We start from the raw sequence: 25,027 nt of genomic DNA, 5'->3' as shown, positions 1-25,027 counted from the left end.
TTTTTTCGCCACGGCGGCAATAAACAGCCGCGGCGATTGTCGGTTCAGAGCAGCATCAACTGCTCCTGGTCCTTGCCGGCGGCGACGAACTGGTCGGTCCGCAGCGTGCGTCGTTCGGCATTGAGGCCGAGCCGCTTGGCGGTGATCTCGAAGCGCCGGCCGATCTGCCAGGCATAGGGTCCGGCGCCCTTCATGCGCTTGCCCCATTCCGAATCGTAGTCCTTGCCGTCGCGCATCGAACGGATCAGCGACATGACGTGACGATAGCGGTCGGGATAGTGGCGCAGCAGCCAGTCCTTGAAGATCGGGCTGACCTCCAGCGGCAGGCGCAGCACCACATAGCCAGCCTCGCGCGCACCGGCATGGTGTGCCGAGTCGAGGATGCGTTCCATCTCCTGGTCGGTCAGGCCCGGAATGATTGGCGCCACCATCACCGAAGCGGGTATACCGGCATCCGAAAGCTGCCTGATCGCCTCCAGCCGCTTGGTCGGTGTCGAGGCGCGGGGTTCCATCGTCCTTGCCAGCATGCGGTCGAGCGTCGTCACCGACAGCGCCACCTTGGCGAGCCCGCGCTCGGCCATGCGCGACAGAATGTCGATGTCGCGTACCACCAGGGCCGATTTGGTGACGATGCCGACCGGATGACCGCGTGCCTCCAGCACTTCGAGGATTTCGCGCATGATCCGGTACTGCTTCTCGATCGGCTGGTAGGGATCGGTGTTGGTACCGATGGCGATGGTGCGCGGCTGGTAGCCGTCTTTCGACAACTCCTTGTCGAGCAGGCGTGCCGCATCCGGCTTGGCGAACAGCTTGGATTCGAAATCCAGGCCCGGAGACAGGCCCATGAACGAGTGAGTCGGCCGGGCGAAGCAATAGACGCAACCGTGCTCGCAGCCGCGATAGGGATTGATCGACCGGTCGAAGGAGATGTCGGGCGATTCGTTGCGGGTGATGATGGTGCGCGGCTTCTCCACCTGCACCTCGGTCTTGAACGGAGGCAGTTCCTCCAGCGAACTCCAGCCGTCGTCGAAGACATGCCGGCTGACGGGTTCGAACCGGCCTGACGGATTGATGCCCGCCGACCGGCCACGGTTGCGGTCCGGACGGACCCGCATGCCACTCTGCTCGATCATCGCGTTGGCCATCTCGGCTCGTCCTGCTCCGAAGGCCGCAATGTCGGCGCGCATGATCGGTTCCATCTTCGCCCGCTCCCAGGGACTGTCCATGTTGTGTCGAATCGCTCTGCTCATGAAATTATTCCTATTTTGTCGATGAGAACAAAGCAAGAACTTTCTATGGTGCGCTGCAAAAACTGGCGTCGGTCAACGCTTTCCGCTATTCGGCTCACGATGCTTAGTGTTCTCATCGAAACGCATAATGACGAGGAGGGGCTCGTCCGCACGCTGGCGACGCTGATTGGCGGCGCGGTCGAGGGCGTGGTGCGCGAGGTCGTCGTCTGCGACACCGGCTCCACCGACCACACGCATCGCGTCGCCGAGCATGCCGGCTGCCACTATGTGGGGAGCGGCGGCATCGCCGCCGGCATAAGACAGGCCAAGGGTGACTGGTTGTTGCTGCTGGAGCCTGGGGCGAGGCTGGCAGAGGGCTGGATCGACGCGGTCGTCGCCCATACGGCCAGGCAGACCATGGCCGCCCGGTTCTCGCGAGCGCGGGGCAGCCGTCCGCCGTTCATGGCCCGGGTCTTTTCGGGCAACCGTGCTTTGGCCGACGGGCTGGTGATCAGCAAGCGCCAGGCCGCTTCCTTGTCGAAAAGTGCCGGCAGCGCCGAGGCGCTGGCGCGCGGCCTGGCGACAAGGAAACTCGACGCCGAGATATGGGCGGCGCCGCCGAAGCACGGGCATCGCGCCTCGAAATGATTTTTTGCAACTGCTCTGTCCATTGTGCGTTGCACAAAGACTGACGCGGAGGTAGCCTTACGACGAGGTGGGTGAGTTGGGTTCGGGTCATGCCGCGCGGTAGCCGGTGCGGCATCGGTGGCGCCGTCACAGCCGAGGATCCAATGAAGCTTTCGATTCCTGACAAATCCGGCACTGCCAGTATCGAGGCCATCGCGCGCAATGGCAGCCTGCTGCGGCGCATCGCCGTGCGCGTTCCGACCTATTTCGCGGACCTGCGCGAAAACCCTGCCTGGCTGCCGATGTTCGTGCTGGCGCGCACCATGCCCGGGCGCCGCATGCACTGGCTGGGCGCAAAACGCGCTCGTCCGGTCGACAATGCGGGAAACACGATGTTTGCGGGTGTCGAGCGGAGCACGGTGGTCGATGCGCTACGCTCCCAAGGCCTGTTTTCAGGCCTCGTCCTGCCGGCTGTGATCCATGAAGAGATCGCGCGTTTCGCGGGGCGCACGCCTTGTTTCGGCAATTTCGACCGCCGCCTCGAATTCATGCCGGGCGAGCATGCCGAAGCCGAGAGACGATTGGGCCGCTCGTTGCTCAGCGGGCACTATTTCGAACGCATCCTCGACTGCCCGGCGGCACTCGCCGTACAGCGCGATCCGCTGCTTCTCGACATCGCCGCACATTATCTCGGCGCTCAGGCCAGACTGATCACAACGCGCGTCTGGTGGAGCTTTCCAACTGGCCAGGCCTCGGAAGCCGACAAGAACCTTGCCTCGCTCGGCAAGTATCATTTCGACCTCGACGACTGGCGGATGCTGAAATTCTTCTTCTATCTCAAGCCCGTCGACATCGATACTGGCCCGCACGTCTATGTCAGGGGCAGCCACAACAAACGTGCCATAAAGCATCAGCTCACCCTTCTCGTCGGCCATCCCGCCAAGGAGGTGCTGGACGTTTATGGCGAGCAAAGCCCGGTCACCCTGACCGGGGAGGCGGGTCTCGGCTTCGTCGAGGATCCCTTCGGTTTCCATATGGGCACGGTGCCGGCGCGCACGCCGAGGCTGATGATGGAAGTCGGCTTCGGTGTTTCGCGTCCCTCGCGTCGGCGCTTTCATGGCGAACCGGTCATTCGCTGAAAGCTGATTGTCTGAGGCCGTCTTTCTTGTCGTGACAGCTATATGGCCGTTTCACGAGAAGGTACTTTCGTCCAACATCCGGTTTGGAGTGACCTTTCGAAGACGCCGGTGCCGTTCCACCTTGTAAATGGTGCGTGCCTCGACTCTTATGGAGCGGTCTTCCCGCGCCGCAGATGTTCGTCCAGGCGCGGCATGATCTCGACGAAGTTGCAGGGCATGTGCCGGTAGTCGAGCTGTGCCTCGATGATGCCGTCCCAGGCATCCTTGCAGGCGCCGGGCGAGCCCGGCAGCACGAAGACGAAGGTGGCGTTGACGACGCCGCCGGTCGCCCGGCTCTGGATCGTCGAGGTACCGATCTTGTCGTAGGAGATGCGATGGAACACTTCCGAAAAGCCATCCATGCGCTTTTCGAAGATGGGCTCCAGCGCTTCGGGCGTCACATCGCGTCCGGTGAAACCGGTTCCGCCGGTGGTGATCACGACGTCGATGGCCTTGTCCCGCGACCACGCCAGAACGGTGTCACGGATTTTTTCGCGGTCGTCGGTGACGATGTCGCGGCCGGCCAGGATGTGGCCGGCCCCGGTGATGCGATCGGCCAGCGTCTGGCCGGATTTGTCGTCGGCGAGGCTGCGTGTGTCGGAAACCGTCAGCACCGCGATGCGCACCGGAATGAAGGCACGGCTCTCGTCAATCCTGGCCATCTCACTCAGCCTCCGATGCCATGCTGCGCGTTGCCGCGACGAACCAGCCGGGCTGGCGGCTGCGGATCTCGGCCGCCGCGCGCTTGGCGACATTGCCGGTCTCGAACAGGCCGAAGCATGTCGCGCCCGATCCGGACATTCGCGAAAACCCTGATCCGGCCTTATCAAGCCATGAAAGCGCCCTGCCTATGGCGGGCTGCATCGCAAGGGCGGGCTGCTCGAGATCGTTGCGGGTGATCTCCAGCCAGTTGCGCAGGCTGTGAAACTCGATGCTGCGCGGCAGCGGCGGCAGTGGCTCATTGTCGCGACGGGACAGTGCAGCGAAGATTTCCGCCGTCGAGACCGGTGTGCCCGGATTGACCAGCACCAGACCCAGCGCCGAAAAATCCGGCACCATCGATAGCTCCTCACCGATGCCGCGCGCCAGCAGCGGCTTTGCCGCCAGGCACATCGGCACATCGGCGCCGAGTGAGAGACCGATCCGAGCCAGCTCGGCGTTATCGATGTCCAGGCTCCAGCTGTCGGCCAGCCCGCGCAGCACGGCCGCCGCGTCGCTCGACCCTCCGCCCACGCCGGACGCGACCGGAAGGTTCTTTTCGAGCCTGATGGTCACGGGCGGCGTGCTCCGAGGACCAGCGGCCTGCCGTAACGCGTCGCGTGCCTTCAGCACCAGATTGTCGCCATCGAGCGGAACGTCCGGCGCGTAGCGGCCGGACACGCTGAAATCGTCGCCTTCGGCCGGCGCGATCTCGATCCTGTCGCCAAAGCGCGTGAACACGGCCAGGCTTTCGATGAGATGATAGCCGTCGGGGCGCCTGCCGGTGACGTGCAAGGCAAGGTTTATCTTGGCGGGTGCCGCCCATGTCCGGACACGCGGACCGGATTGCACAGTCTCGATCGCGAGTGAAATGAGGGTCAGTCCTTGGCCAGCCGGTATTCGCCGGTCTTCGGATCCTTGACCAGCGTTCCCATCGTGCCGTTTGCCGCTTGTTTTTCGGTGCGCCGCACCTTGGCCGTCACGCGTTCGGCCTCGCGCACGAAAGTGCGATAGCCGAAATAGGCGGCGATGCCGACGACGGCGAAGAAAATGAGCTGTGGCATGTCCAAACTCCTACCACGCTGGGCCGGTAAGGGCGGCCGGTCGGGTCTTTCGGGCAACCATGCTAGACGCTTTCATGGCTTTTTCAAAGCCCGAAGCGCGCCCACAATGCGCGCTCTTCCGCCGCATCGATGACGCCACTGGCCGCCGCGGCGGCGATATCGGGCGCTGAAAAGCCCCTGCTCGAGCCGAACAGGCCGAAGCGGCCCAACAAACCACGCGGCGCCGTTATCAGCCTGAGTTCGGTCTTCGGACCGAAGCGAGTCTTTAGCACCGTACGCATGTCGCCAAGCGCATCGACGAGGCCAAGTTCCAGGCCTCTCTTGCCGGTCCAGAACAACCCGGTGAACAGGTCCGGATCGTCCGCCAGCTTCGTGCCGCGCCGCTCCTTGACCAGGTCGATGAAGGTCTCGTGCACTTCGAGCTGCAGCACCTTCAGCCGCTCGACGTCTTCCTTCTTCTCGGGCTTGAATGGATCGAGCACCGCCTTGTTCTGGCCGGCGGTGTGGACACGGCGCTCGACGCCGATCTTCTTCATCAGTTCCGGGAAACCGAACGAGGCCGACACCACGCCGATCGAACCGACGATGGAGGAGGGATCGGCGAAGATCTCATCGCCCGCGACCGCGATCATGTAGCCGCCAGACGCCGCGACATCCTCGACGAAGACAAGCACCTTTTTGTTCTTCTCGACCGCAAGGTCGCGAATGCGCTTGAAGATCAGTCGCGACTGCACCGGGGAGCCGCCGGGGGAGTTGATCGAGATCGCGACCGCGGGTGCGTCGAAGGAAAACGCCTTTTCGATCAGTCCGGCGGTGGACGCAAGCGACAGGCTCGGTCGGAACAGACCGCCGCCGGCCATGATGGTGCCGTGCAGCCGGATGACCGGAATGGTGACGACGGTGGAGCGCCAGGACTTCGGCAGCAGACGGTTGAAAAGACGTTTCACGATGACGTGGTCTCCGGCGATGGTTGCAGGCATGTAGGGATTTCCCAGCCAACGGCAATGTGCAGGCCGCGAACAGCTCAGTCTCCGAACAGCGAGGCGAGCCCGTTGGTGATCATTTCGCTGCGCTCGTCGGGGCCGTTGCCCGATCGCGCGTGAAGCATCAGGGGCGGGCGGATGGCAAGCTTTCCCCGTGCCCCGAGAGCCGCCCGCACGATGATGCGGATTGCCGCCGCGTCCGGGCGAGGGTGCACGGCGAGCATCTCGGCTTCGCCGAAGCGGCCTGAAATCGCGTCGAGAATGGCGCCGAGCTGTTCGGGCCGGGCGATGACGGCAAGCCCGCCGCGCGGCCTGACAACCGCCGCCGCGCTGCGGATCCAGCTTTCGAACAGCCCATCCTCCATGACATGGGCCTCCTTTCGCAGGCGGTCCGATGTGGCGCGGTCCCGTGCGGCGTTGAAAGGCGGGTTCATGATGACGAAGTCGAAATCATTGTCGGCAAGCCCGGCGGCGGCCCGGGCCCGGCCCGAAACGGTGACATCGGCGACGAGCACGGCCGCGCGATCGCTGAGATGCGCATTGCCGGGATGGGCAAGCGTGGCCGCCGCGAAGGCGGCCATCTCGGGCGCGCGTTCGACCAGCACTGCCTGGGCGCCCGGACAGCGCGACAGCACCGCAAGACCGGCAGCACCGGCGCCGGCCCCGAAATCGGCGAGCCTTCCGCCAAAGGAGGATGGCACGGATGCAGCCAGCATCATCGCATCCATCCCGGCGCGATGGCCGCCATGCTTGGGCTGCACCAGCCAGAACCGGCCGCGATGGAAGGCATCGACCGTGTGGGCCGGCGTATCGGTGGCAAGTGCGGCTGGCGCGGCCGACATTATTTCCCCCGGATCTCGTTGGCGATGCCGGCGTCGGTCAGGATGCGGCGCGCGGCGTCGGCCTGGTCGGCATCGATCATGACGCGCCGTGGCAGGATGCCGAGCGAGCCGTCGAGCACGCTCATGTTCTGGTCGGCGACGAAGCAGCCGATGCCGGCATCGCGCATCAGCGATTCGACAAAGGAGATGATGACGGCGTCGTTGGTGCGGATGAGCTCTATCATCGCGAGAAACTCGCAGGTTGCAGCGTGCCTGTAAACGTCCGGCCGCATACCCGCATTTTCCCGACGTTGACACGCTGTCGCCGCCGCCGCGCCAATTCGCCTCTTGCCGTGGCCGTGTCCGCCGCCCTAGAGTCCATGCCGGGACTAAGGGTGCCGTCGCACGCGTTATACCAAGACGGGAGTGATTGTCGTGGGTGTCGTTCTCAACATCGAAGACGGGAAGCGGGAACCCGCCTCCATCAAGGATTTGATCGATTTGACGGTCGCCGATATGGGGCGCGTCAACGAACTGATCCTGTCCAAGGCCGGCTCCGACGTCGAGATGATTCCCGAGGTCGCCAACCATCTGATTTCGTCCGGCGGCAAGCGGCTCAGGCCAATGCTGACGCTGGCCGCGGCGCAGATGTTCGGCTATGCCGGCGAGGGCCACGTCAAGCTCGCTACGTCGGTCGAGTTCATGCATACGGCCACGCTCCTGCATGACGACGTCGTCGACGAAAGCGGCATGCGGCGTGGCAAGAAGACCGCCCGCATGATCTGGGGAAACCAGGCCAGCGTGCTGGTCGGTGACTTCCTGCTCGGCCAGGCCTTCCGCATGATGGTCGATGTCGGCTCGCTCGAAGCGCTCGACATCCTGTCGAGCGCCGCCTCGATCATCGCCGAGGGTGAGGTCATGCAGCTTGCCGCCGCCAAGAACCTTGAGACTACCGAGGACGAGCACTTCGCCGTCATCAAGGCCAAGACCGCCGCGCTGTTTTCGGCCGCCGCCGAGGTTGGCCCGGTCATCGCCCAGGCGACCCGCAACGACCGTGCCGCGCTGCGCTCCTATGGCATGAATCTCGGTCTTGCCTTCCAGCTCATCGACGATGCGCTGGATTATGGCGGCACCAGCAAGGATCTCGGCAAGAATGTCGGCGACGATTTTCGCGAGGGCAAGGTGACCTTGCCGGTCATCCTCGCCTACCGGCGCGGCAGCAAGACCGAACGCGCCTTCTGGAAGCGTGCCATCGAGGACAATGTCGTCGATGACGCCGGGCTGGAAAAGGCGATCGGCCTGATGACCCGCCACGGCGCCATTGCCGACACGATCGGACGCGCCCGCCATTTCGGCGAGATCGCTCGCGACGCGCTGGCGCCGCTGGAAGAGACGCCGCAGAAATCGGCGCTGATCGACGTCATCGATTTCTGCATCAGCCGGGTGAACTGAGGAGACCGGCTTTCACGGACGTTCTCCAGGCTGTGCCAGTGGAAAGAGAATTCGCCCCTGCCGTCTCGACAAGCCGCCTTGCCGCAAATTATCTATAACTCATGGCAAAGGGCACGGACGACACCATAGCGGTGCGCATCAGCAAGGCGCTGGCGGATCGCATCATCTCCGGCGCGATCGAGCCGGGGGCGAGGCTGCGGCAGGATCATGTCGCCGAGGAATTCAACACCAGCCATGTTCCGGTGCGCGAGGCCTTCCGCCGGCTCGAGGCGCAGGGGCTCGCCGTCAGCGAGCCGCGCCGGGGCGTGCGCGTGGCGGCCTTCGACCTGGGCGAGGTCAAGGAGGTCGCCGAAATGCGGGCGGCGCTCGAAGTGCTGGCACTGCGCCACGCCGCGCCGCATCTGACTTCGGCCATTCTCGATCAGGCCGAGGAGGCGACCAAGGCCGGCGACAAATCCCGCGACGTCAGGTCGTGGGAGGAGGCCAATCGCGCCTTTCACCGGCTGATCCTGGCGCCATGCGGCATGCCGCGCCTGCTTGCCACCATCGACGACCTGCACGCGGCAAGCGCCCGCTTCCTGTTCGCGGCCTGGCGTTCGGAGTGGGAGGCGCGCACCGATCAGGACCACCGGGCGATCCTCAGCGCCTTGCGCCAGGGAAATACCGAATCGGCCGCAGCGACACTGGGACGGCATGTCCAATGGATTGGCCGCAAGCCGGTCAGGACAGCGTCCGGCGCCACGCGCGAAGCCTTCGCGATCGTGGGTTAAGCGCCTTTTCTCGAGCCCGGGCTTGCTATCGCTCCAAAAATGTGGATTCGATAATAGATCGAAAGCACAAATTATCTATAATTTGGATCGACCGAAGGGAAGCCTATGACCAACCTCGCATTCTCGTCCGCCAGACCGTCTTTCAGCCCGCTGCGGCTGCAGCAGCGATCGCTCGCCTGGCAGGCCGGTGCCGTCGTGCTCGGCACGCTGTTCCTGGCGCTGTCCTCCTACATCGAGGTGCCGATGGTGCCTGTTCCCGTGACCATGCAGACCTTCGCGGTAACGCTGATCGGCGCGCTCTATGGCTGGCGGCTTGGCGCGGTGACGATCGCCGCTTGGCTGTTCGAAGGTGCTGTCGGCTTCCCGGTCCTGGCCGGCGGCGCTGCCGGCATACAGCATTTCGTCGGCCCGACGGGCGGCTATCTCTTTGCCTTCCCGATCACCGGCGCGCTTGTGGGCTGGCTGGCCGAACGCGGCTGGAACGGCAGCAGGGTCTTGCTCGCCTTTGCGTCCATGCTGCTTGGCAACCTCGCTTGCTTGGCTCTCGGCACGGCGTGGCTTGCCGTCATGATCGGCGCCGAGAAGGCCATCACCTTCGGCTTCGTGCCGTTCATCGTCGGCGGATTGCTGAAGTCGGCGCTCGGCGCGGCGACGCTGATGGCGCTCCCGCGCGGCAAGATGAACTTGCCGAAGCCGTGACGATCAGGCTTCGTGCCCACCATCTCCTTTGCCTGCTCACCTATGTGGGCAAGGGATACAGCCCCGCTTTCACCGCCAACTATGACGGGATCGCGGAGCGCCTGAGCCGGGGCGAGGACATCCTCCTCGTTTCCGGCCCGGACGACATCTGCACCCCGTTGCTTGGTGAGCCGGAACCGCACTGCCTGCGTGACAGCGCGGCCGGGCGCGACCGGCAGGCCGGCGATGACGTGGAAGCGCTGCTGGCTCGGCCGATCCGGGACGGCGTCCGCCTCGATCTCGATGCCGCCATCCTGCTGCGGCTGCGGCTGGCGTTTGCGGCCGGCCACGTGCGCAAGGCATGCGGGGGCTGCGAATGGAGCGATCTGTGCAGCGCGGTGGCAAGCGGCGGCTATCGCGATACGCGGCTCCAACGGCCCGTTGAGACGCAAAACTGTCCCTTTTAGCCATGGTTTGTTAATCGGGTGACCCGATTGTGAATTTCGGGCGGATTGAAGCGCGACCCCAAAAAGGCCATGCTTTGCCTGGAAAGATCGAGTCTGGGTCGATCCCGCTGACGCGGAGATGGCGCCTGGCTGAAAGGGATATGATGCAGCAAGGACGTGCGCGCTGGCTGACGAGGCTGGCAATTGTGACGGGCATGGCGATCTCGGCTTTGCCGGCCTATGCCAAGCAATCCACCGAACCGGTCAAGATATCGTCGTTCTCGGGCGCCTATCTGGCTGCCCGGATCGCCGAAGGCGACAACGATCTCGACAGCGCCATCGCATACTACAAGCAGGCCTTGGCTTTCAATCCGAGCGACACCGCACTGCAGCAGAGCCTGATGCTGTCGCTGATCGCTCAAGGGCGGTTCGACGAATCCCTGGTCTATGCCGACAAGCTCAAGGAAGTGCCCGATGTCGAGCGCTTCTCGCGCCTGGCGCTGGCGGTCGACTCCTTCCACAAGAAGGATTTCACCAAGGCACAGTACTGGCTCAAGCTGTCGCTGGAATCCGATCTCGACCGGCTGATCTCCGGCGTCATGTCCGGCTGGGCCGAACAAGGTGCCGGCCAGGCCAGCGAAGCGATGGCTTCGATCGACAAGCTGCAGGGACCTGACTGGTTCGGCCTGTTCAAGTCCTTCCACCGCGCCCTGATTGCCGATGCATCCGGCATGCCCGAAAAGGCCGAGGCGATCTACGCTGCGACGATGCAGGACACCGCCGCCGGCGGTGCGGCGCCTGAAACCTGGATGCGCAACGCGCAGGCCTATGCCTCGTTCCTGGCCCGCAAGGGCGACAAGGCCAAGGCGCTCTCGGTGCTCGACCAGGCCGAGGCGTTTTCGCCGGGCAAGCTGGAAATCGTCGCCTTGCGTGACAAGATCAGCAAGGGCGACAAGATCGCGCCCTTCGTTTCCGGTCCGTCCGACGGTGCTTCCGAAATCCTGCTCGATCTTGCCACCGCGCTCAACCGCGGCGGCGGCGAGCCGTTCGTGCGTCTCTATTTGCAATATGCCTTGGCTTTGAAGCCCGACAGCGACGCGGCGCTCGTGCAACTTGCCGCCGTCGCCGAACAGCTGAAGGACGGCGAGGGCGCCATCGCGCTTTATCGGCGCATCCCCGACTCTTCGCCGCTGAAGGAGATTTCGGACCTGCAGCTTGGCCTCAACCTTGCCGATCTCGACCGCCATGACGAGGCGATCACGCATCTGAAGGCCTTCGTCGAAGCCCATCCCAACGACATGCGCGCCTATCTGGCGCTTGGGGGCGTCTACTCCTCGAAGGAGGATTTCCGCTCCGCCGCCAATCTCTACGACAAGGCCGTCGAGGTGCTGAAGACGCCGACCGCCGCCAACTGGAACATCTTCTATCAGCGCGGCATCGCCTATGAGCGGCTGAAGGAATGGCCGAAGGCCGAGCCGAATTTCCGCAAGGCGCTGGAATTGCAGCCGGACCAGCCGCAGGTGCTGAACTATCTCGGCTATTCCTGGGTCGACATGAACACCAACCTGAAGGAAGGCCTGGAGATGATCCAGAAGGCCGTCGATCTCAGGCCGAGCGACGGCTACATCGTCGATTCCCTGGGGTGGGCCTATTTCCGCCTCGGCCGGTTCGATGACGCCGTGCGCGAAATGGAACGTGCGGTCGCGCTGAAGCCGGAAGATCCGGTTCTGAATGACCATCTCGGCGACGCCTATTGGCGCGTCGGCCGCAAGCTGGAAGCCACCTTCCAGTGGAACCAGGCCCGCGACCTGAAGCCCGATCCCGACGTGCTGGCCAACCTGCAGCAGAAGCTGATGAAGGGCCTGCCGCCGATCGAGTCCAACACAGCGCAGGAGACCCCGAAGGTCAAGCCCGAGCCGGTTCCCGCCCCTAAGGGCTGAAAATCGCCTTTTTTGGAATGCGAACGGGGCTCTGAGAGCCCCGTTTTCGTTATGATGTCCATCCGCTCAAACGCATGCCGACGTGCTGGAACGTCATCAGAACATCTTACGATAGACGACGAAGCCCGAGCGTTCGCCGATCTTGTCATAGAGCTTCATCGCCGTGTGATTGGTTTCATGCGTCAGCCAGTACACCCGGCCGGAACCCGCCGCCTGGGCGCGCTCGTAGACGCCTTCGATCAACGCCCGGCCGATGCCTTTGCCGCGCGAGGCCTCGTTGGTGAAAAGATCCTGCAGATAGCAGTTCGGCGCGATCGCCGTGGTGCTGCGGTGGAACAGGTAGTGGACGAGGCCAAGAAGCCGGCCCCCGCTCTCGGCGACCAGCGCATGGACCGGCTCGTAGGCGTCGAAGAAGCGCGACCACGTCATCGCGGTGATCTCGCTTGCCAGCGCCGTCTCGCCCGAACGGCCATAGAACGCATTATAGCCTTCCCACACCGGCAACCATCGGTCGAAGTCCTGGCGCGTGACCGGGCGGATGGTGATCGGGTTGGACATGGCTGAACCTGCTGTGCTTGAAGCGGACGCTTTGTCGAATTGGATCGCGGACCGTGGCGGCGGGCAATGGGCCAGTCGCTGGCAAAGTTTTCAACATCGTCCGGCATGCTCACGGCGGCCTGCATCGGACACGCCTTGCTTGACGCTTTGCCGCCGTGTCTCTAGGACGTGGCCGCAAGCTAGCCTGTGTCGCCGAGGCCATCGTGACGATTGAAATCCCAGCCCATATGCATCCCAGCCGCTCGTTCCAGGGGCTGATCCTGACCTTGCACAATTACTGGGCGGCCTATGGCTGCGTCATCCTCCAACCCTATGACATGGAGGTCGGCGCCGGCACGTTTCATCCGGCAACGACGCTGCGCGCACTCGGGCCCAGGCGTTGGAACGCCGCCTACGTCCAGCCTTCGCGCCGTCCCAAGGACGGCCGTTACGGCGAGAACCCAAACCGGCTGCAGCACTACTACCAGTACCAGGTGATCCTGAAGCCCAATCCGCCGAACCTGCAGGAGCTTTACCTCGGCTCGCTGGCGGCGATAGGCGTCGACCCCCTGCTGCACGACATTCGCTTCGTCGAGGACGACTGGGAAAGCCCGACGCTGGGCGCCTGGGGTCTTGGCTGGGAATGCTGGTGCGATGGCATGGAAGTGTCGCAGTTCACCTACTTCCAGCAGGTCTGCGGCATCGAATGCGCGCCGGTGGCGGGCGAACTCACCTACGGCCTGGAGCGCCTGGCCATGTATGTGCAGGGCGTCGACAATGTCTACGACCTCAACTTCAATGGCCGCGAGGGCGCCGACAAGGTGACCTATGGCGATGTCTTCCTGCAGGCCGAGCAGGAATATTCGCGCCACAATTTCGAATACGCCAACACCGCGATGCTGCTTCGGCATTTCGAGGATGCCGAGGCCGAGTGCAAGGCGCTGCTCGAGGCCGGCGCGCCGGCCTCGAACGACAATTTGCCGATGCACAAGATGGTCTTCCCGGCCTACGACCAGTGCATCAAGGCGAGCCATGTCTTCAACCTGCTCGACGCGCGTGGTGTGATCTCGGTCACCGAGCGGCAAAGCTACATCCTGCGCGTGCGCAATCTGGCGAAAGCCTGCGGCGAGGCGTTCTTGAAGACGCAGGCCGGTGGAATGGCGGCCTGAGCCTCAAGCGCCGTTGATCATTTCGAGGGAAGCGTTGATCTGCGGCAGGATCTGGCCGCTCGGACCAGACATCGTCCGCAGCGCCTGCCGCACGCCCGGCATCGAGAAGGCGCCGTGGGCCTGCGCGATGAAGCAGGCGCTGAGCGCGAGGATCTGAAGAAGTCTGGATGCGGTTTTCATGATCGTTCAGCCAATAGTTCCCTGCCTGAGCGTGGGTCGCTTCAGCGCTGCGTTCGGTTCATGGAAATCTTTGATCCAAGGACGAGCGGGGTCGGCTCGTCCCGACAGGGTGGCCAAAATTTCTGGAAAGGGTGACAGCGGCCAGCCGAGTTGCTATGCCCCGCGCGGACCATTTTGCCGCGTGAGCCCCAACCATGCCTGACCTGCTTCTAGAACTTCGCTCGGAAGAGATTCCTGCCCAGCCGCGCGACCGCAGCGCCGGAGGCGCGAGGACGCGCAAACAGGAAAATGGCATGCGGGCGGAGATACGCTGATGCCGGATTTGTTGCTCGAACTTCGCTCCGAGGAAATCCCTGCCCGCATGCAGCGCAAGGCGGCGGGCGATCTGAGGAAGATGCTGACCGACGGTCTGGTCGAGGCGGGTCTGACCTACGAGGCGGCGCGCGAGTACTGGACGCCGCGGCGCCTTACCCTCGATATCCGTGGCCTCAACGCACGCTCGAAGGATATTCACGAGGATATCAAGGGGCCGTCGACATCGGCGCCTGAACAGGCCGTCCAAGGCTTCCTGCGCAAGGCCGGGTTGTCTTCGATCTCCGAAGCGCATGTCCATTCCGACCCGAAGAAGGGCGACTTCTACGTTGCCCATATTTCGAAGCCGGGCAGGGCGGCCGAAGAGATCATCGCCGGACTGGTGCCCGATATCATCCGCAATTTCCCCTGGCCGAAGTCGATGCGCTGGGGGCCGGCCTCGGCCAAGCCGGGCTCGCTGCGCTGGGTGCGCCCGCTGCAATCGATCCTGTGCACCTTCGGCCCCGAGACCGAGGAGCCGGTCGTGGTCGATTTCGAGATCGACGGCATCCGTTCGGGCAACATCACCTACGGCCACCGTTTCCTCGCGCCTGGCGAAATCACCGTGCGCCGCTTCGACGATCACGTGTCGAAGCTGGAAGCGGCCAAGGTCGTGCTCGATGCCGACCGCCGCAAGGAGATCATCCTTGCCGACGCCCGCAACCTCGCCTTCGCCAACGGGCTCGACCTTGTCGAGGACGAGGGCTTGCTTGAAGAAGTGGCCGGGCTGGTCGAGTGGCCCGTCGTGCTGATGGGCGAATTCGAGCAGGCTTTCCTTGCCATTCCGGCGGAAGTGATCCGCCTGACCATCCGCGCCAACCAGAAGTGTTTTGTGACGCGGCCGCAGGGAGAAAGCGACGCGCTCTCCAACCGTTTCATCCTGACCGCCAACATCGAGGCGAAGGACGGCGGCAGGGAGATCGCCCACGGCAATGGCAAGGTGGTGCGCGCCCGCCTGTCCGATGCGCTCTATTTCTGGACGACCGACCAGGGGGATCTGCCCGATCTCGAGCAGCTCCGGGCATCTGCGGAAAAATTTGGGCTCGATCTGAAGAAGCCGCTCGACCAGCGCATGGCCCGCCTCGACCATCTCAATGTCACGTTCCATGCCAAGCTCGGCACGCAGGGCGAGCGGGTGGAGCGGATTGCGCGGCTGGCGGAAGAACTGGCGCCGATCGTCGGTGCCGATCCCGCGCTCGCAAGTCGTGCTGCTGTTCTCGCCAAGGCCGATCTCACCACCGAAGTGGTCGGCGAGTTTCCCGAACTGCAAGGCGCCATGGGCCGCAAATACGCGCTGCTTCAGGGCGAGCATCAATCCGTGGCCGCGGCCATCGAAGAGCACTACAAGCCGCAGGGCCCGTCCGATTATGTGCCGAGCGACGCGGTGTCGGTCGCCGTCGCGCTCGCCGACAAGCTGGACACGCTGGTCGGCTTCTGGGCCATCGACGAAAAGCCGACGGGATCGAAGGATCCGTACGCGCTGCGTCGATCGGCGCTAGGCGTGGTGCGGGTCATACTGGAAAACAAGCTCAAGCTTTCGGTGGGCATCGCCATCGCGGCGGCGGTCTCGTCGGCACTCGCTGCATACGAACAAAAAGGCGAAGGAGCTGTGAGCCGCGGTGTCGTCGCCATGCTCGATTCGCGCATTCGCGACGACAAGGGTGCAAGCCGATTGTTGCTGGAAGCAGGCGTGATTTCCAACTTGTTGAAAGGCGGGCTGGCCAAGGCAGGTTCGGATACTTTTGGCTCCGCTGATCAGGAGCGAGAGTTCTTTGACGGCCAGCGTCTGATGGAGCTTGAGGCATCGCTGTCGCCGCTGATCGCCGACCTCCTGTCGTTCTTCCGCGACCGCCTGAAAGTCCATCTCCGCGACCAGGGCGCACGGCACGATCTCATCGATGCCGTCATCACGCCGCAGTCCGACGACCTGTTGCAGATCGTGCGCCGCGTCGAAGCGCTTGGTTCCTTCCTCGACACCGAGGATGGCAAAAACCTGCTCGCTGGCACCAAGCGTGCCGCCAACATCCTGGCCGCCGAGGAGAAGAAGAAAACGGCGGTCGCCGAAACCGTCGAACCGGCGTTGTTTCGGCAAGATGCCGAGAAGTCGCTGTTTGCGGCGGTGAATCAGGCCGAGAAGCAAGCCGGCGAAGCGATTCAAAACCAAGACTTTTCCGCTGCGATGCTGGCGCTTAGCTCTTTGCGTGAACCTGTTGATTCATTTTTTGAGCATGTTCTCGTGAATGATGAGGACTTGTCCGTGCGCGCCAACCGCCTTGCGCTGCTCACGCGCATTCGCACGGCTACCGGTCAGGTCGCGGATTTCTCGAAAATCGCTGGTTAAGAGGCGAGGAAAAATATCTTCCAGCCGGCCGTTCGAGCCGGCTTACAGTCATATGACGATGACCTCTCCGTGGCAAAAGGAACATGTTCCCCAACCCAACGGAGGCTTCCATGAATTCCGATCACGAAATCGAAGTGACAGAAGAAACCTCGGCCCCCGCCGAGGCGCTTGAATCCGCTTCCGAAACCGCCCTCGATCATGCCGCCACCACGGCCGAAGCCGCCGATCTGTCTGATGAAGACGAGGATGGCGATGACGAAGAAGGCGACGACGAAGACGGCGAAGAGTCTGACGAAGATGACAACGATGACGCCGTGAAAGCCGAAGGCGACGATGCCGAGGACGATGAAGAATCCGAAGACGGCGAGTCCGACGAAGACGACAAGGAAGAAGCGGCCTGATTTCAGGTGACAGGTTTTCTCGAGGAAAGGGCGGCGCTTTGGCGCCGCCCTTTTTGTTGTCTTTTCAAACTGATTTGATCAGTTCTCCAGAATGCTGACGCGCACGCTGTTTTCGTAGACGTCGACCTGGATCAGCGGCTCGCCATTGACGATGGCGCGCTTGGTCGAGGAACTCATCGCGCCGGGGCGTTCCAGCATGCGCTGCAGGTCGGCACGCTGGTCGTTGGTCCTGAACCAGGCATCACCTTCGTCGTCGCTGTCGCGGCGGTGGAATTTGTGCCAGTTGGCGCGGTCCTGCCGCACCATTTGCGCGGCGCCATCCAGCGCATAGCCGTCGCTTGCCTGGTGATCGCGATCGGAAATGCGCGCGACATAGGACCCCAGCATGTCATCCGCATGGGCCGCGCCGCCAACCAATGACATCAGCAGAAACCCAGCCACGGTAACGGTCTTCGATTTTTTCATGAGCAACCCCCTTGCCTAGAACAATGCAATCCCGTCCGCCGGAGCCGCTTGGCGAAACTCAGGCCCCAGGGCCGCCAGCCAGATCGTCGAGACGAAATTCGCCTCATAATGGTTGCGCAGCGCGCCAGACTGCCGTCAAGCCATCGAGCATTTTGATCGGCCAGTTGGCAGCTCGCTATTTGACCTTGCCGGCTCCTGAAGCAGGCTGTTGGGCTGCCGGCGGTGTTACGGCTGCCGCCGGTGCCGCTGCTTTTCCGTGCGCCGCCGGCGCGGGGGCTGCCGAGGCCGTCGCCGTGGCGGGGGAGGTTGCCGTAGCGGGGGCGGTTGCGGCGGCCGGCGCCTTGGCTTGCACTGGTGTCGAGAAGGCGCCGCCGACGATCCCGCCGCGAATGATCATCGGGCTCTGCGGGAAGCCTTGCCTCGCCTCGGCCTTGTCCGGGATTGCCGCCACCTTTTCATAAGTGACGTCGGGCTCACCGAGCGCAACGACGGACACCACGTCGCTCGACTTGCCGTCGGTCGCCTTCAGCGCAAGGATGGAGGGCGTCGAGGCCGGCGCACCGGGAAAGACCAGCGACGAGGCCTGAGCCTCGCCAGCCATGGCAGCCAGACTGATAGCAAGCGTTCCCCAGATACGCATAGACACTGACATAGCTCCCCATTGCCCAGAAGCCCGCACGATAGTGCCCGGCGATTGATACCGGCTTTCATGGAAACATAGCATTTTAGGAATTGATGAATTGCCAATGCCCGCTTGCCCCGGAGACGCCGTCGTATTACGCAGCCGGCATCCGCGAGGTGACGAGAGTGGCTGAAATACTTGCCGTCGGCGAAGCGATGGAACCGGCGTTGGCGCTGCTTGAGGGCGGCGATGTCGTCGCCATTCCGACCGAGACCGTCTATGGGCTGGCAGGCGACGCCACCAGCGGCATCGGCGTGGCGCGCATTTTCGAAGCCAAGGGTCGGCCGCGTTTCAATCCGCTGATCGCCCATGTCGCCGACATGGCGATGGCCGAGCGCATCGCTCTGTTCGATCCGCTGTCGACGAAGCTCGCGCTTGCCTTCTGGCCGGGTCCCCTGACGCTGGTGCTGCCGCAGCGCCCCGGCAACGGCATTCATCCGCTGGTCACCGCCGGGCTCGACACGGTCGCCTTGCGCATGCCGAGGGGTTTTGGCGGCGAGCTGATCGCCAGGCTCGGCCGACCGCTTGCCGCGCCCAGCGCCAATTCATCCGGCAAGATCAGCGCGACGACGGCGCAAGCGGTGGCGACGGATTTAGGCGCGCGCATCAAGCTGGTGGTCGATGGCGGCGCCACGCCAGTCGGGCTGGAATCGACCATCGTCAAGGCCGAAGGCGAAAGATTGCGGCTGCTGAGGCCCGGTGGCATTGCCGCAGGCGAAATCGAGGCGGCCATCGGCATGGATCTGCTGCGCGGCGGCATTGCCGGCGTCGAGGCGCCAGGCATGCTTGCCTCGCACTACGCGCCGGGTGCCGCGGTGCGGCTCAATGTGCGGGCGATCGGCGAGGGCGAAGCGCTGCTCGCCTTTGGCAGCCAGAGAGCGGAAGGCTGGCGTGGCGCAACCGCTTTCCTCAACCTCTCGGTCTCAGGCGATCTTCGGGAAGCGGCAAGCAATCTCTTCGCCTACATGCAGGAACTCGACCGCAGCGGCGCGCGCACCATCGCGGTCGAGCCGATCCCCTTTGACGGGCTGGGCGAGGCCATCAACGACCGGCTCTCCCGCGCCGCCGCTCCTCGTGACAACGCACAGCCCTCGACGTAGTTTTCCCACATGACCGAAACGGCAAAGACACTCGATCCCGCACTCATCGATCGTTTCGCGGCGATCGTCGGCGAGAAATATGCGCTGCGCGACCAGCAGGACATCGCACCTTATCTGATCGAGCGACGCGGCCTCTGGCATGGCGCGACGTCCCTGGTGCTGCGGCCGGGCAGCGTCGACGAGGTCAGCCGAATCATGCGGCTGGCGACGGAGAGCGGAACGCCAATCGTGCCGCAAAGCGGCAACACCGGGCTGGTCGGCGCCCAGGTGCCGGACAAATCCGGCCGTGAAATCGTCCTGTCGCTGTCACGGCTGAACCGCATCCGCGAGATCGATGTCCTGTCGAACACGGTCACGGTCGAGGCCGGTGTGATCCTGCAGACCTTGCAGGAAGCAGCCGATGCCGCCGACCGGCTGTTCCCGCTGTCGCTCGCCGCGCAAGGCTCCTGCCAGATCGGCGGTAACCTGTCGTCCAATGCCGGCGGCACCGGCGTGCTGGCCTATGGCAATGCGCGCGAGCTCTGCCTCGGCGTCGAGGTGGTGTTGCCTACCGGCGAGGTGTTCGACGATTTGCGCAAGCTGAAGAAGGACAACACCGGCTACGACCTGAAGAACCTGTTCGTCGGCGCCGAAGGCACGCTCGGTATCATCACCGCCGCCGTACTCAAATTGTTTCCGAAGCCCAAGGGGCGCGACGTCGCCTTCGTCGGCCTGTCGTCGCCCGAGGCCGCTCTTTCCCTGTTCAGCCTGGCCATGGACCGCGCCGGGGCAGCGCTCACCGCCTTTGAACTCATCGGCAAGCGGCCATACGATTTCACGCTGGCGCATACCCCGGGCGTGACGCGGCCGCTGATGGAGGATTGGCCCTGGTATGTGCTGATGCAGATATCGTCCGGCCGCTCATCGGAGGATTCGCGGGCGCTGATCGAGGATGTGCTCTCAGCAGGCCTCGAGCAGGAATTCGTCGGCGACGCCGTCATCGCCGCCAGCCTCGGGCAGGGCGACGCCTTCTGGAATTTCCGCGAGCTGTTGCCCGAGGCACAGAAGCCGGAAGGCGCTTCGATCAAACACGACATTTCAGTGCCGATCGCATCGATACCGCGCTTCATCGCGGAGGCCGCCGGCGCGGTGGCGTCAGTGAGCGCCGGCGCCCGCGTGGTCTGTTTCGGGCATATGGGCGACGGCAACCTCCACTATAACATCTCGCGGCCCCTCGACGGCGACGACGAGGCGTTTCTGGCGCTCTACCATGCCATGAACAAGGCCGTGCATGACGTGGTGCGCAGCCTGCACGGTTCGATCTCGGCCGAGCACGGCATCGGTCAGTTGAAGCGCGACGAACTGATCGCCACCGCCCCGCCGATGGCCATCGATCTGATGCGCCGGGTAAAGGCTGCCTTCGATCCGGCCGGCATCATGAATCCTGGTAAGGTTATCTGATCCTTTCAACATCTTGTGGTTGGTGGCATTCCGATAACCATCCCTGAGATCAGCAAAATTTAACCGACTTTCTTAAGCGCGGCGGTAAGGAGCCAGCGCTACTGTTTCCCCATAACGAGGCCGGGAAAACTGGCCCGGAGAGAACCGGACACCGGCTCTCAGGAGACAGACAGGAAGGCACTCTATGAACACTGGACTGAAGCCAGTCTGGGCGGGACGCAACATGCGCCTCGACCCATTCCGCCTGCCGCAGGTGGTGAGCTACGCGACGCGTGACGATTACGGCGACGTGACCTTCACCATCGACCAGCGTGGCGCCGTGATCCGCCGCCTGCTCGAGATGAGCGGCCTGCCGGCGATCATCGTGCTGCCCGCCAATGCATTTCGCGGCGTCGCCGCCCGTGCGATGGAGGATCCGGAAGGTAATGTCACGGTGACCCTGGAACTCCTGCACAACGATCCGATGCTGTCGGTGCCGCTGCTGGTAGCCGACGATCTCGAAGACGTTGCCGCCGACTGGCGCGCCTGGGCCGATGCCTACCGCCTGCCGATGCTGCTGATCGAATCCGACGGCGTCGCCCGCACGCTGGAAGAATCGCTCGGCGCCGCCATCAAGACACTGCCGCCGCAGGACCGTCGCAAGGGCCGCGTTTCGACCACGCGCCGCCCGCGCTTCCTTGCCCGCCGCAGGGCCGGTGACCTCGGCCTCAGGCTGGTCATCGACGGCCAGGAGATCATTGCGCGCGAGTAGGCCGGGTTCTGCTTCCACGGGTAGCGAAGCCGCTGATGACAGCCACCTTCTCCCCGATTACAGGGAGAAGGAAAAGCCTTCTACACAAGCGGCTTCAGCGCCACCCACAGCGCGCCGCCGATCAGGCCGAGGAAGATCAGCCAGCCGACCTGGTTGTTCGACCGGAACAGCCGCAGGCACTGGTCCGGATCGTCGATATCCAGCACAGCGATCTGCCGGGCCATATGGGCACCGGCGGCGATCAATCCAGCCAGCGCCACGACCGGGGCCTGCGCCGAGGCGAAGGCGATGGCGAAGCAGATCAGCGTGCCGCCATAAAGCCCCGCGAGCCACGCCTTGGTGTTGTCGCCGAACAGCCGTGCCGTCGAGCGCACGCCGACAATGGCATCGTCTTCCTTGTCCTGGTGCGCATAGATCGTATCATAGCCGATCACCCACAGGATCGAACCGATATAGAGCATGATGGCGGGGCCATCGAGATCACCGAACTCGACCGCCCATCCCATCAGCGCGCCCCAGGAAAAGGCAAAGCCGAGAAACAGTTGCGGCCAGTTGGTTATCCGCTTCATGAATGGATAGACGGCCACGATCGCCAGCGAGCAGACGCCGAGCAGAATGGCGAAGCTGTTGAACTGCAAGAGCACCGCCAGACCAACCAGAGCCTGCAGCACAAGAAACAGCCAGGCTCGCCGGCGCGTGGTCTGACCGGATGGCAGCGGGCGTGAGCGGGTGCGCTCGACCTGGTTGTCGATGTCTTCGTCGACAATGTCGTTATAGGTGCAGCCGGCGCCGCGCATGGCGATGGCGCCAATCAGGAACAGCACGAGATAGAGTGGCGCCGGCAGCAGCGAAAGCAGCGGGTCGCCAGGCCGGGGATAGGCGCTCGCCGCCAGTGCGGCCGACCACCAGCATGGCCACAAAAGCAACTGCCAGCCGATCGGCCTGTCCCATCGCGCAAGTTGCGCATAGGGCCAGATCGCGCGCGGCAGCACGCGGTAGACCCAATGGCCGTTGGGCGCATCGGCGACGCGGCCCTGGGACGCTTTCGACTGGACAGGTTCCATTGACATGGAGTGGCAGCAGCGGCGGAAACCGTCAAGCGGCAAGCAGGGCAGCGGCGTCCGTCCACCCGTCAGGAGGTGAAGATGTCGCGTGTGGAAAACCAGAGTTTCGCCACCTCGATGAAAGCCAGCGCCGCATTCGACACGCGCTGATGCGTATCGTGGGTGAGGATGATGCGCTGCATGGGCAGCGGATCCGACAGCGGTTTGCAGACGAGGCGCAAGCCGTCATAGCTGTGGTCGCCATGCGGGCGGGTATAGCTGACCGCGACGCCGAAGCCGTTGGCCACCATGCTGCGCTGGAGTTCGAAGGAGCTTGTACGCATGTCGGCGACGGGCGACAGGCCACGGCTGCGAAACAGGTCGAGCATATGCTGCCAGCTATGCGGCTGGTCGGTCGTGATCAGCGGGTAGGCGGCCAGATCCGCCAGGCTGACCTCGGGCCGGCCCGCCAGTGCATGGCCCGCCGGCAACAGCGCATGCGGCCGCAGCTCATGCAGCAGGATGCGGGCGAAATGCGACGGCAGGCCGAGATCGTAGCTGAGGCCGAGATCGACGGCGGCGTCCGCCAGGCGTCGCCCGAGCGTCTCGAACGTCTCGTCGCGGACGATGACGGCAACCGCTGGATGGCGTTCGGAAAAGGCGCGGATGAGGCCCGGCGCGAAATAGGGCGCCAGATCCTCGAAGCAACCGAGCACCAGTTCGCCGCCGATCGCCGAGTTGACCTTCCCCAGGCCCAGGAGTTCGTCCGTCTCGGCAAGAACCTGTCTGGCCTTTGCCACGGCGACACGACCGAAGGAGGTGAGCGAAACACCGCTTCCCCGCTGGCGCACGAACAGTTTCTGGTCGAAATCCTTTTCGATGGCGTCGATCGCCACCGAAATCGACGGCTGCGAAATGTTGAGCGCCCGGGCCGCGCCCGTGACACTGCCATGGCGGGCGACGGCGATGAGATAGCGCAATTGCGTGAGCGTCAGACTCATAGTCAAAACCTATGTGCCAGATGAGAAGTTATTATTTTACTGAATGAGCGGCCGTTGCGATAGTTGCCTCGATCCTGAAGGAGGACATCATGGCTTCCCAAACCGCTACACGGGCAATCGACACCGAAATCATCGATGCGCAGACAATCGCCGACTACCAGCGTGACGGCGCGGTCTGCATCCGTGGCGCCTTCAAGGGCTGGGTCGAGACGATCGCCGCCGGCATCGAGCGTAACATGCAGAACCGCAGCGGCACGGCGTCCGACATCGCCAATGGCCGCGGCAGTTTCTTCGACGATTACTGCAACTGGGAGCGCATCCCCGAATTCGTCAAGCTGGTGCGCGAATCGCCTGCGGCGCGGCTGGCTGCCGCGGTGATGCGGTCGCGCACCGCGCAGTTCTTCCACGACCATGTTCTGGTCAAGGAACCCGGTACGCAGAAGCCGACGCCGTGGCACCAGGACATTCCCTATTATTTTGTCGATGGCCAGCAGACGGTGAGCTTCTGGATCCCCATCGATCCGGTGAAGGAGGCGACGCTGCGCCTGATCGCCGGCTCGCACAAATGGGACAAGATGATCCTGCCGGTACGCTGGCTGGACGACGGCAATTTCTACGCCGCCGAAGGCGATTATCGTCCGGTGCCCGATCCCGACAACGATCCATCGATGAAAGTTATCGAATGGGAGATGGAGCCGGGCGACGCCATCCTGTTCGACTTCAGGACGGCGCACGGCGCGCGCGGCAATATGACCGCGGCACGGCGCCGGGCGCTGTCGCTGCGCTGGGTCGGCGACGATGCCCATTATGTCGAGCGACCGGGCCGCACCTCGCCACCCTATCATGGCCATGGTATGCAGCCGGGGCAGAAGCTGCGCGAGGATTGGTTTCCGGTGGTCCACCAGGGCTGAGTTGGGCGTGAAGGCCCGCAAGCATGGGGGGCAATTTATTTGCCGAACGCAAATGCCATCCGGCGTGCAGGCGGTGCAGGCGGTCGCGCTCTGAGATAGGAACGTGACAACACGACGGATGTCATGACGATTTGATACGCACCAATGATTGCCCCTGCGACGGTCAGCATTAGCGACGCGGGACCTGAGTCTTTCGGATCAATACCCAGCAGAGAGGACAGCAACATCAATATCGCTATGAACAACACCGTCACCAAACCGAACGAGATGAGCAGACGCGAGAATGCATATCCGAACACCTTGGAGCCGCGTTGGCCGGCAACGGCAAGCGTTTGATCATCATCGGCAATGACCGCAGGCAACATCGTACCCCATTTTGCGAAAGCAGCGATGCCGGAGAAGACCCAGACAAGAAGAGCTGCTAACATGGCGAAGGACGGACGGACGCCGCCGATCACCATGGCTATCGCAATCACCAAGGGAGCTATCGCGCCGAGCAGGCCAAGTAACAGGCAACGCCTTACGAACCTGAAGAATGCCTTGGGTCTTTCCTTCAGCCAGTCGGATACCTGATCGGGGTCAAGCTGCGTCAAAACGGCAATGTGAGCAGGAATAGCCAAGAAGGTCGACATCACTACACCAATGAAGATTGAAGCTCCGGAGTTGATGTGTATGAACCTCTCAAGCAGCGCTAGCAGGCTGTTGAAGAAGGATCACGTTTGGCCTTGAGGATAGCCTCGTCACCGTTGTGGTAGGCGAATGTGATGT

28 protein-coding genes are annotated in these 25,027 nt (G+C 63.6%); 14 read left to right on the top strand and 14 right to left on the bottom strand.

What is annotated here, in order from left to right; translation table 11 throughout:
- Positions 1-44: 44 nt before the first annotated feature.
- Positions 45-1,199, bottom strand: a complete 1,155-nt coding sequence (locus LB536_RS00140) for a PA0069 family radical SAM protein (protein WP_023771004.1) — start codon at positions 1,197-1,199, stop codon at positions 45-47.
- A 150-nt stretch (positions 1,200-1,349) separates the two neighbouring features.
- On the opposite strand from LB536_RS00140, the gene LB536_RS00135 reads away from it, so the two are divergent.
- Positions 1,350-1,877, top strand: coding sequence for a glycosyltransferase family 2 protein (locus tag LB536_RS00135; protein WP_224589649.1), 528 nt, complete (start codon positions 1,350-1,352; stop codon positions 1,875-1,877).
- Between the two features lie 143 nt (positions 1,878-2,020).
- Positions 2,021-2,995: a hypothetical protein gene (locus LB536_RS00130; RefSeq protein ID WP_224589648.1), complete on the top strand. Its 975-nt coding sequence runs from the start codon at positions 2,021-2,023 to the stop codon at positions 2,993-2,995.
- Between the two features lie 146 nt (positions 2,996-3,141).
- Here the strand turns inward: LB536_RS00130 and moaB are convergent, their stop codons facing one another.
- The 6 genes from moaB to LB536_RS00100 all read right to left on the bottom strand — a co-directional run bounded on the left by moaB (position 3,142) and on the right by LB536_RS00100 (position 6,846).
- Positions 3,142-3,696: a molybdenum cofactor biosynthesis protein B gene (moaB, locus tag LB536_RS00125; protein WP_140759968.1), complete on the bottom strand. Its 555-nt coding sequence runs from the start codon at positions 3,694-3,696 to the stop codon at positions 3,142-3,144.
- 1 nt (position 3,697) lies between these two features.
- The gene (locus tag LB536_RS00120; protein WP_224589647.1) at positions 3,698-4,585 is read right to left on the bottom strand and encodes a 4-(cytidine 5'-diphospho)-2-C-methyl-D-erythritol kinase; all 888 of its coding nucleotides are present in this window, start codon (positions 4,583-4,585) and stop codon (positions 3,698-3,700) included.
- Positions 4,586-4,611: 26 nt separating this feature from the next.
- On the bottom strand, positions 4,612-4,797 hold the full coding sequence (locus LB536_RS00115) for a hypothetical protein (protein ID WP_140759972.1): 186 nt from the start codon (positions 4,795-4,797) through the stop codon (positions 4,612-4,614).
- 83 nt (positions 4,798-4,880) lie between these two features.
- Positions 4,881-5,744 (bottom strand): S49 family peptidase, encoded by an 864-nt coding sequence (locus LB536_RS00110; protein ID WP_224590063.1) that lies wholly within the window; start codon positions 5,742-5,744, stop codon positions 4,881-4,883.
- A gap of 77 nt (positions 5,745-5,821) precedes the next feature.
- Complete coding sequence (locus LB536_RS00105) at positions 5,822-6,622, bottom strand: tRNA1(Val) (adenine(37)-N6)-methyltransferase (RefSeq protein ID WP_224589646.1); 801 nt, start codon at positions 6,620-6,622, stop codon at positions 5,822-5,824.
- Positions 6,622-6,846 carry a DUF2007 domain-containing protein gene (locus LB536_RS00100; RefSeq protein WP_140759977.1) on the bottom strand — a complete coding sequence of 75 codons (225 nt, stop codon included), beginning with the start codon at positions 6,844-6,846 and terminating at the stop codon, positions 6,622-6,624. Before LB536_RS00100 ends, LB536_RS00105 begins: the two co-directional genes overlap by 1 nt.
- A 190-nt stretch (positions 6,847-7,036) precedes the next feature.
- Here LB536_RS00100 and LB536_RS00095 point away from each other — a divergent pair, with 190 nt between their 5' ends.
- The 5 genes from LB536_RS00095 (at position 7,037) to LB536_RS00075 (ending at position 11,887) form a co-directional block, all read left to right on the top strand.
- Positions 7,037-8,053, top strand: coding sequence for a polyprenyl synthetase family protein (locus tag LB536_RS00095; RefSeq protein WP_224589645.1), 1,017 nt, complete (start codon positions 7,037-7,039; stop codon positions 8,051-8,053).
- Between the two features lie 101 nt (positions 8,054-8,154).
- Complete coding sequence (locus LB536_RS00090) at positions 8,155-8,823, top strand: GntR family transcriptional regulator (protein ID WP_224589644.1); 669 nt, start codon at positions 8,155-8,157, stop codon at positions 8,821-8,823.
- A gap of 105 nt (positions 8,824-8,928) precedes the next feature.
- Complete coding sequence (locus LB536_RS00085; RefSeq protein WP_224589643.1) at positions 8,929-9,522, top strand: biotin transporter BioY; 594 nt, start codon at positions 8,929-8,931, stop codon at positions 9,520-9,522.
- The gene (locus LB536_RS00080) at positions 9,519-9,968 is read left to right on the top strand and encodes a DUF1284 domain-containing protein (RefSeq protein ID WP_224589642.1); all 450 of its coding nucleotides are present in this window, start codon (positions 9,519-9,521) and stop codon (positions 9,966-9,968) included. Before LB536_RS00085 ends, LB536_RS00080 begins: the two co-directional genes overlap by 4 nt.
- Before the next feature lie 143 nt (positions 9,969-10,111).
- On the top strand, positions 10,112-11,887 hold the full coding sequence (locus LB536_RS00075) for a tetratricopeptide repeat protein (protein ID WP_224589641.1): 1,776 nt from the start codon (positions 10,112-10,114) through the stop codon (positions 11,885-11,887).
- A 96-nt stretch (positions 11,888-11,983) separates the two neighbouring features.
- Here the strand turns inward: LB536_RS00075 and LB536_RS00070 are convergent, their stop codons facing one another.
- Positions 11,984-12,445: a GNAT family N-acetyltransferase gene (locus LB536_RS00070; protein WP_224589640.1), complete on the bottom strand. Its 462-nt coding sequence runs from the start codon at positions 12,443-12,445 to the stop codon at positions 11,984-11,986.
- 227 nt (positions 12,446-12,672) lie between these two features.
- Between LB536_RS00070 and LB536_RS00065 the strand changes: the two genes are divergently transcribed.
- Positions 12,673-13,593, top strand: a complete 921-nt coding sequence (locus tag LB536_RS00065; RefSeq protein WP_181182959.1) for a glycine--tRNA ligase subunit alpha — start codon at positions 12,673-12,675, stop codon at positions 13,591-13,593.
- Between the two features lie 3 nt (positions 13,594-13,596).
- Here the strand turns inward: LB536_RS00065 and LB536_RS00060 are convergent, their stop codons facing one another.
- Positions 13,597-13,773 (bottom strand): hypothetical protein, encoded by a 177-nt coding sequence (locus tag LB536_RS00060; RefSeq protein ID WP_224589639.1) that lies wholly within the window; start codon positions 13,771-13,773, stop codon positions 13,597-13,599.
- A gap of 313 nt (positions 13,774-14,086) precedes the next feature.
- Between LB536_RS00060 and glyS the strand changes: the two genes are divergently transcribed.
- Both glyS and LB536_RS00050 read left to right on the top strand, forming a co-directional pair.
- Positions 14,087-16,465, top strand: coding sequence for a glycine--tRNA ligase subunit beta (gene glyS, locus LB536_RS00055; RefSeq protein ID WP_224589638.1), 2,379 nt, complete (start codon positions 14,087-14,089; stop codon positions 16,463-16,465).
- A 110-nt stretch (positions 16,466-16,575) separates the two neighbouring features.
- Positions 16,576-16,866, top strand: coding sequence for an ATPase (locus LB536_RS00050; protein WP_224589637.1), 291 nt, complete (start codon positions 16,576-16,578; stop codon positions 16,864-16,866).
- A 78-nt stretch (positions 16,867-16,944) separates the two neighbouring features.
- Here the strand turns inward: LB536_RS00050 and LB536_RS00045 are convergent, their stop codons facing one another.
- Positions 16,945-17,331, bottom strand: a complete 387-nt coding sequence (locus LB536_RS00045) for a hypothetical protein (RefSeq protein ID WP_224589636.1) — start codon at positions 17,329-17,331, stop codon at positions 16,945-16,947.
- 175 nt (positions 17,332-17,506) lie between these two features.
- The gene (locus LB536_RS00040; protein WP_224590062.1) at positions 17,507-17,971 is read right to left on the bottom strand and encodes a hypothetical protein; all 465 of its coding nucleotides are present in this window, start codon (positions 17,969-17,971) and stop codon (positions 17,507-17,509) included.
- Between the two features lie 167 nt (positions 17,972-18,138).
- Here LB536_RS00040 and LB536_RS00035 point away from each other — a divergent pair, with 167 nt between their 5' ends.
- From LB536_RS00035 to LB536_RS00025, 3 genes are all read left to right on the top strand, one after another.
- Positions 18,139-19,113 (top strand): L-threonylcarbamoyladenylate synthase, encoded by a 975-nt coding sequence (locus tag LB536_RS00035; RefSeq protein ID WP_224589635.1) that lies wholly within the window; start codon positions 18,139-18,141, stop codon positions 19,111-19,113.
- A 9-nt stretch (positions 19,114-19,122) separates the two neighbouring features.
- Positions 19,123-20,553 (top strand): FAD-binding oxidoreductase, encoded by a 1,431-nt coding sequence (locus tag LB536_RS00030; RefSeq protein ID WP_224589634.1) that lies wholly within the window; start codon positions 19,123-19,125, stop codon positions 20,551-20,553.
- 184 nt (positions 20,554-20,737) lie between these two features.
- The gene (locus LB536_RS00025) at positions 20,738-21,304 is read left to right on the top strand and encodes a DUF6101 family protein (protein WP_140760005.1); all 567 of its coding nucleotides are present in this window, start codon (positions 20,738-20,740) and stop codon (positions 21,302-21,304) included.
- 80 nt (positions 21,305-21,384) lie between these two features.
- Here the strand turns inward: LB536_RS00025 and ubiA are convergent, their stop codons facing one another.
- A complete protein-coding gene (gene ubiA, locus LB536_RS00020; protein ID WP_181182958.1) occupies positions 21,385-22,368 on the bottom strand; it encodes a 4-hydroxybenzoate octaprenyltransferase in 984 nt (327 codons plus the stop codon).
- A gap of 68 nt (positions 22,369-22,436) precedes the next feature.
- Entirely contained in the window at positions 22,437-23,348 is a 912-nt protein-coding gene (locus tag LB536_RS00015) for a LysR family transcriptional regulator (RefSeq protein ID WP_224589633.1), read from the bottom strand.
- 89 nt (positions 23,349-23,437) lie between these two features.
- Here LB536_RS00015 and LB536_RS00010 point away from each other — a divergent pair, with 89 nt between their 5' ends.
- Positions 23,438-24,259 (top strand): phytanoyl-CoA dioxygenase family protein, encoded by an 822-nt coding sequence (locus LB536_RS00010; RefSeq protein ID WP_224589632.1) that lies wholly within the window; start codon positions 23,438-23,440, stop codon positions 24,257-24,259.
- A gap of 35 nt (positions 24,260-24,294) precedes the next feature.
- Here the strand turns inward: LB536_RS00010 and LB536_RS00005 are convergent, their stop codons facing one another.
- Positions 24,295-24,891, bottom strand: a complete 597-nt coding sequence (locus LB536_RS00005) for a hypothetical protein (RefSeq protein WP_224589631.1) — start codon at positions 24,889-24,891, stop codon at positions 24,295-24,297.
- Positions 24,892-25,027: the final 136 nt, after the last annotated feature.

Origin of the sequence: Mesorhizobium sp. ES1-3, assembly GCF_020164795.1 — a bacterium.
Taxonomy (GTDB): domain Bacteria; phylum Pseudomonadota; class Alphaproteobacteria; order Rhizobiales; family Rhizobiaceae; genus Mesorhizobium.
This window is presented reverse-complemented; position numbering and strand designations above follow the sequence as displayed.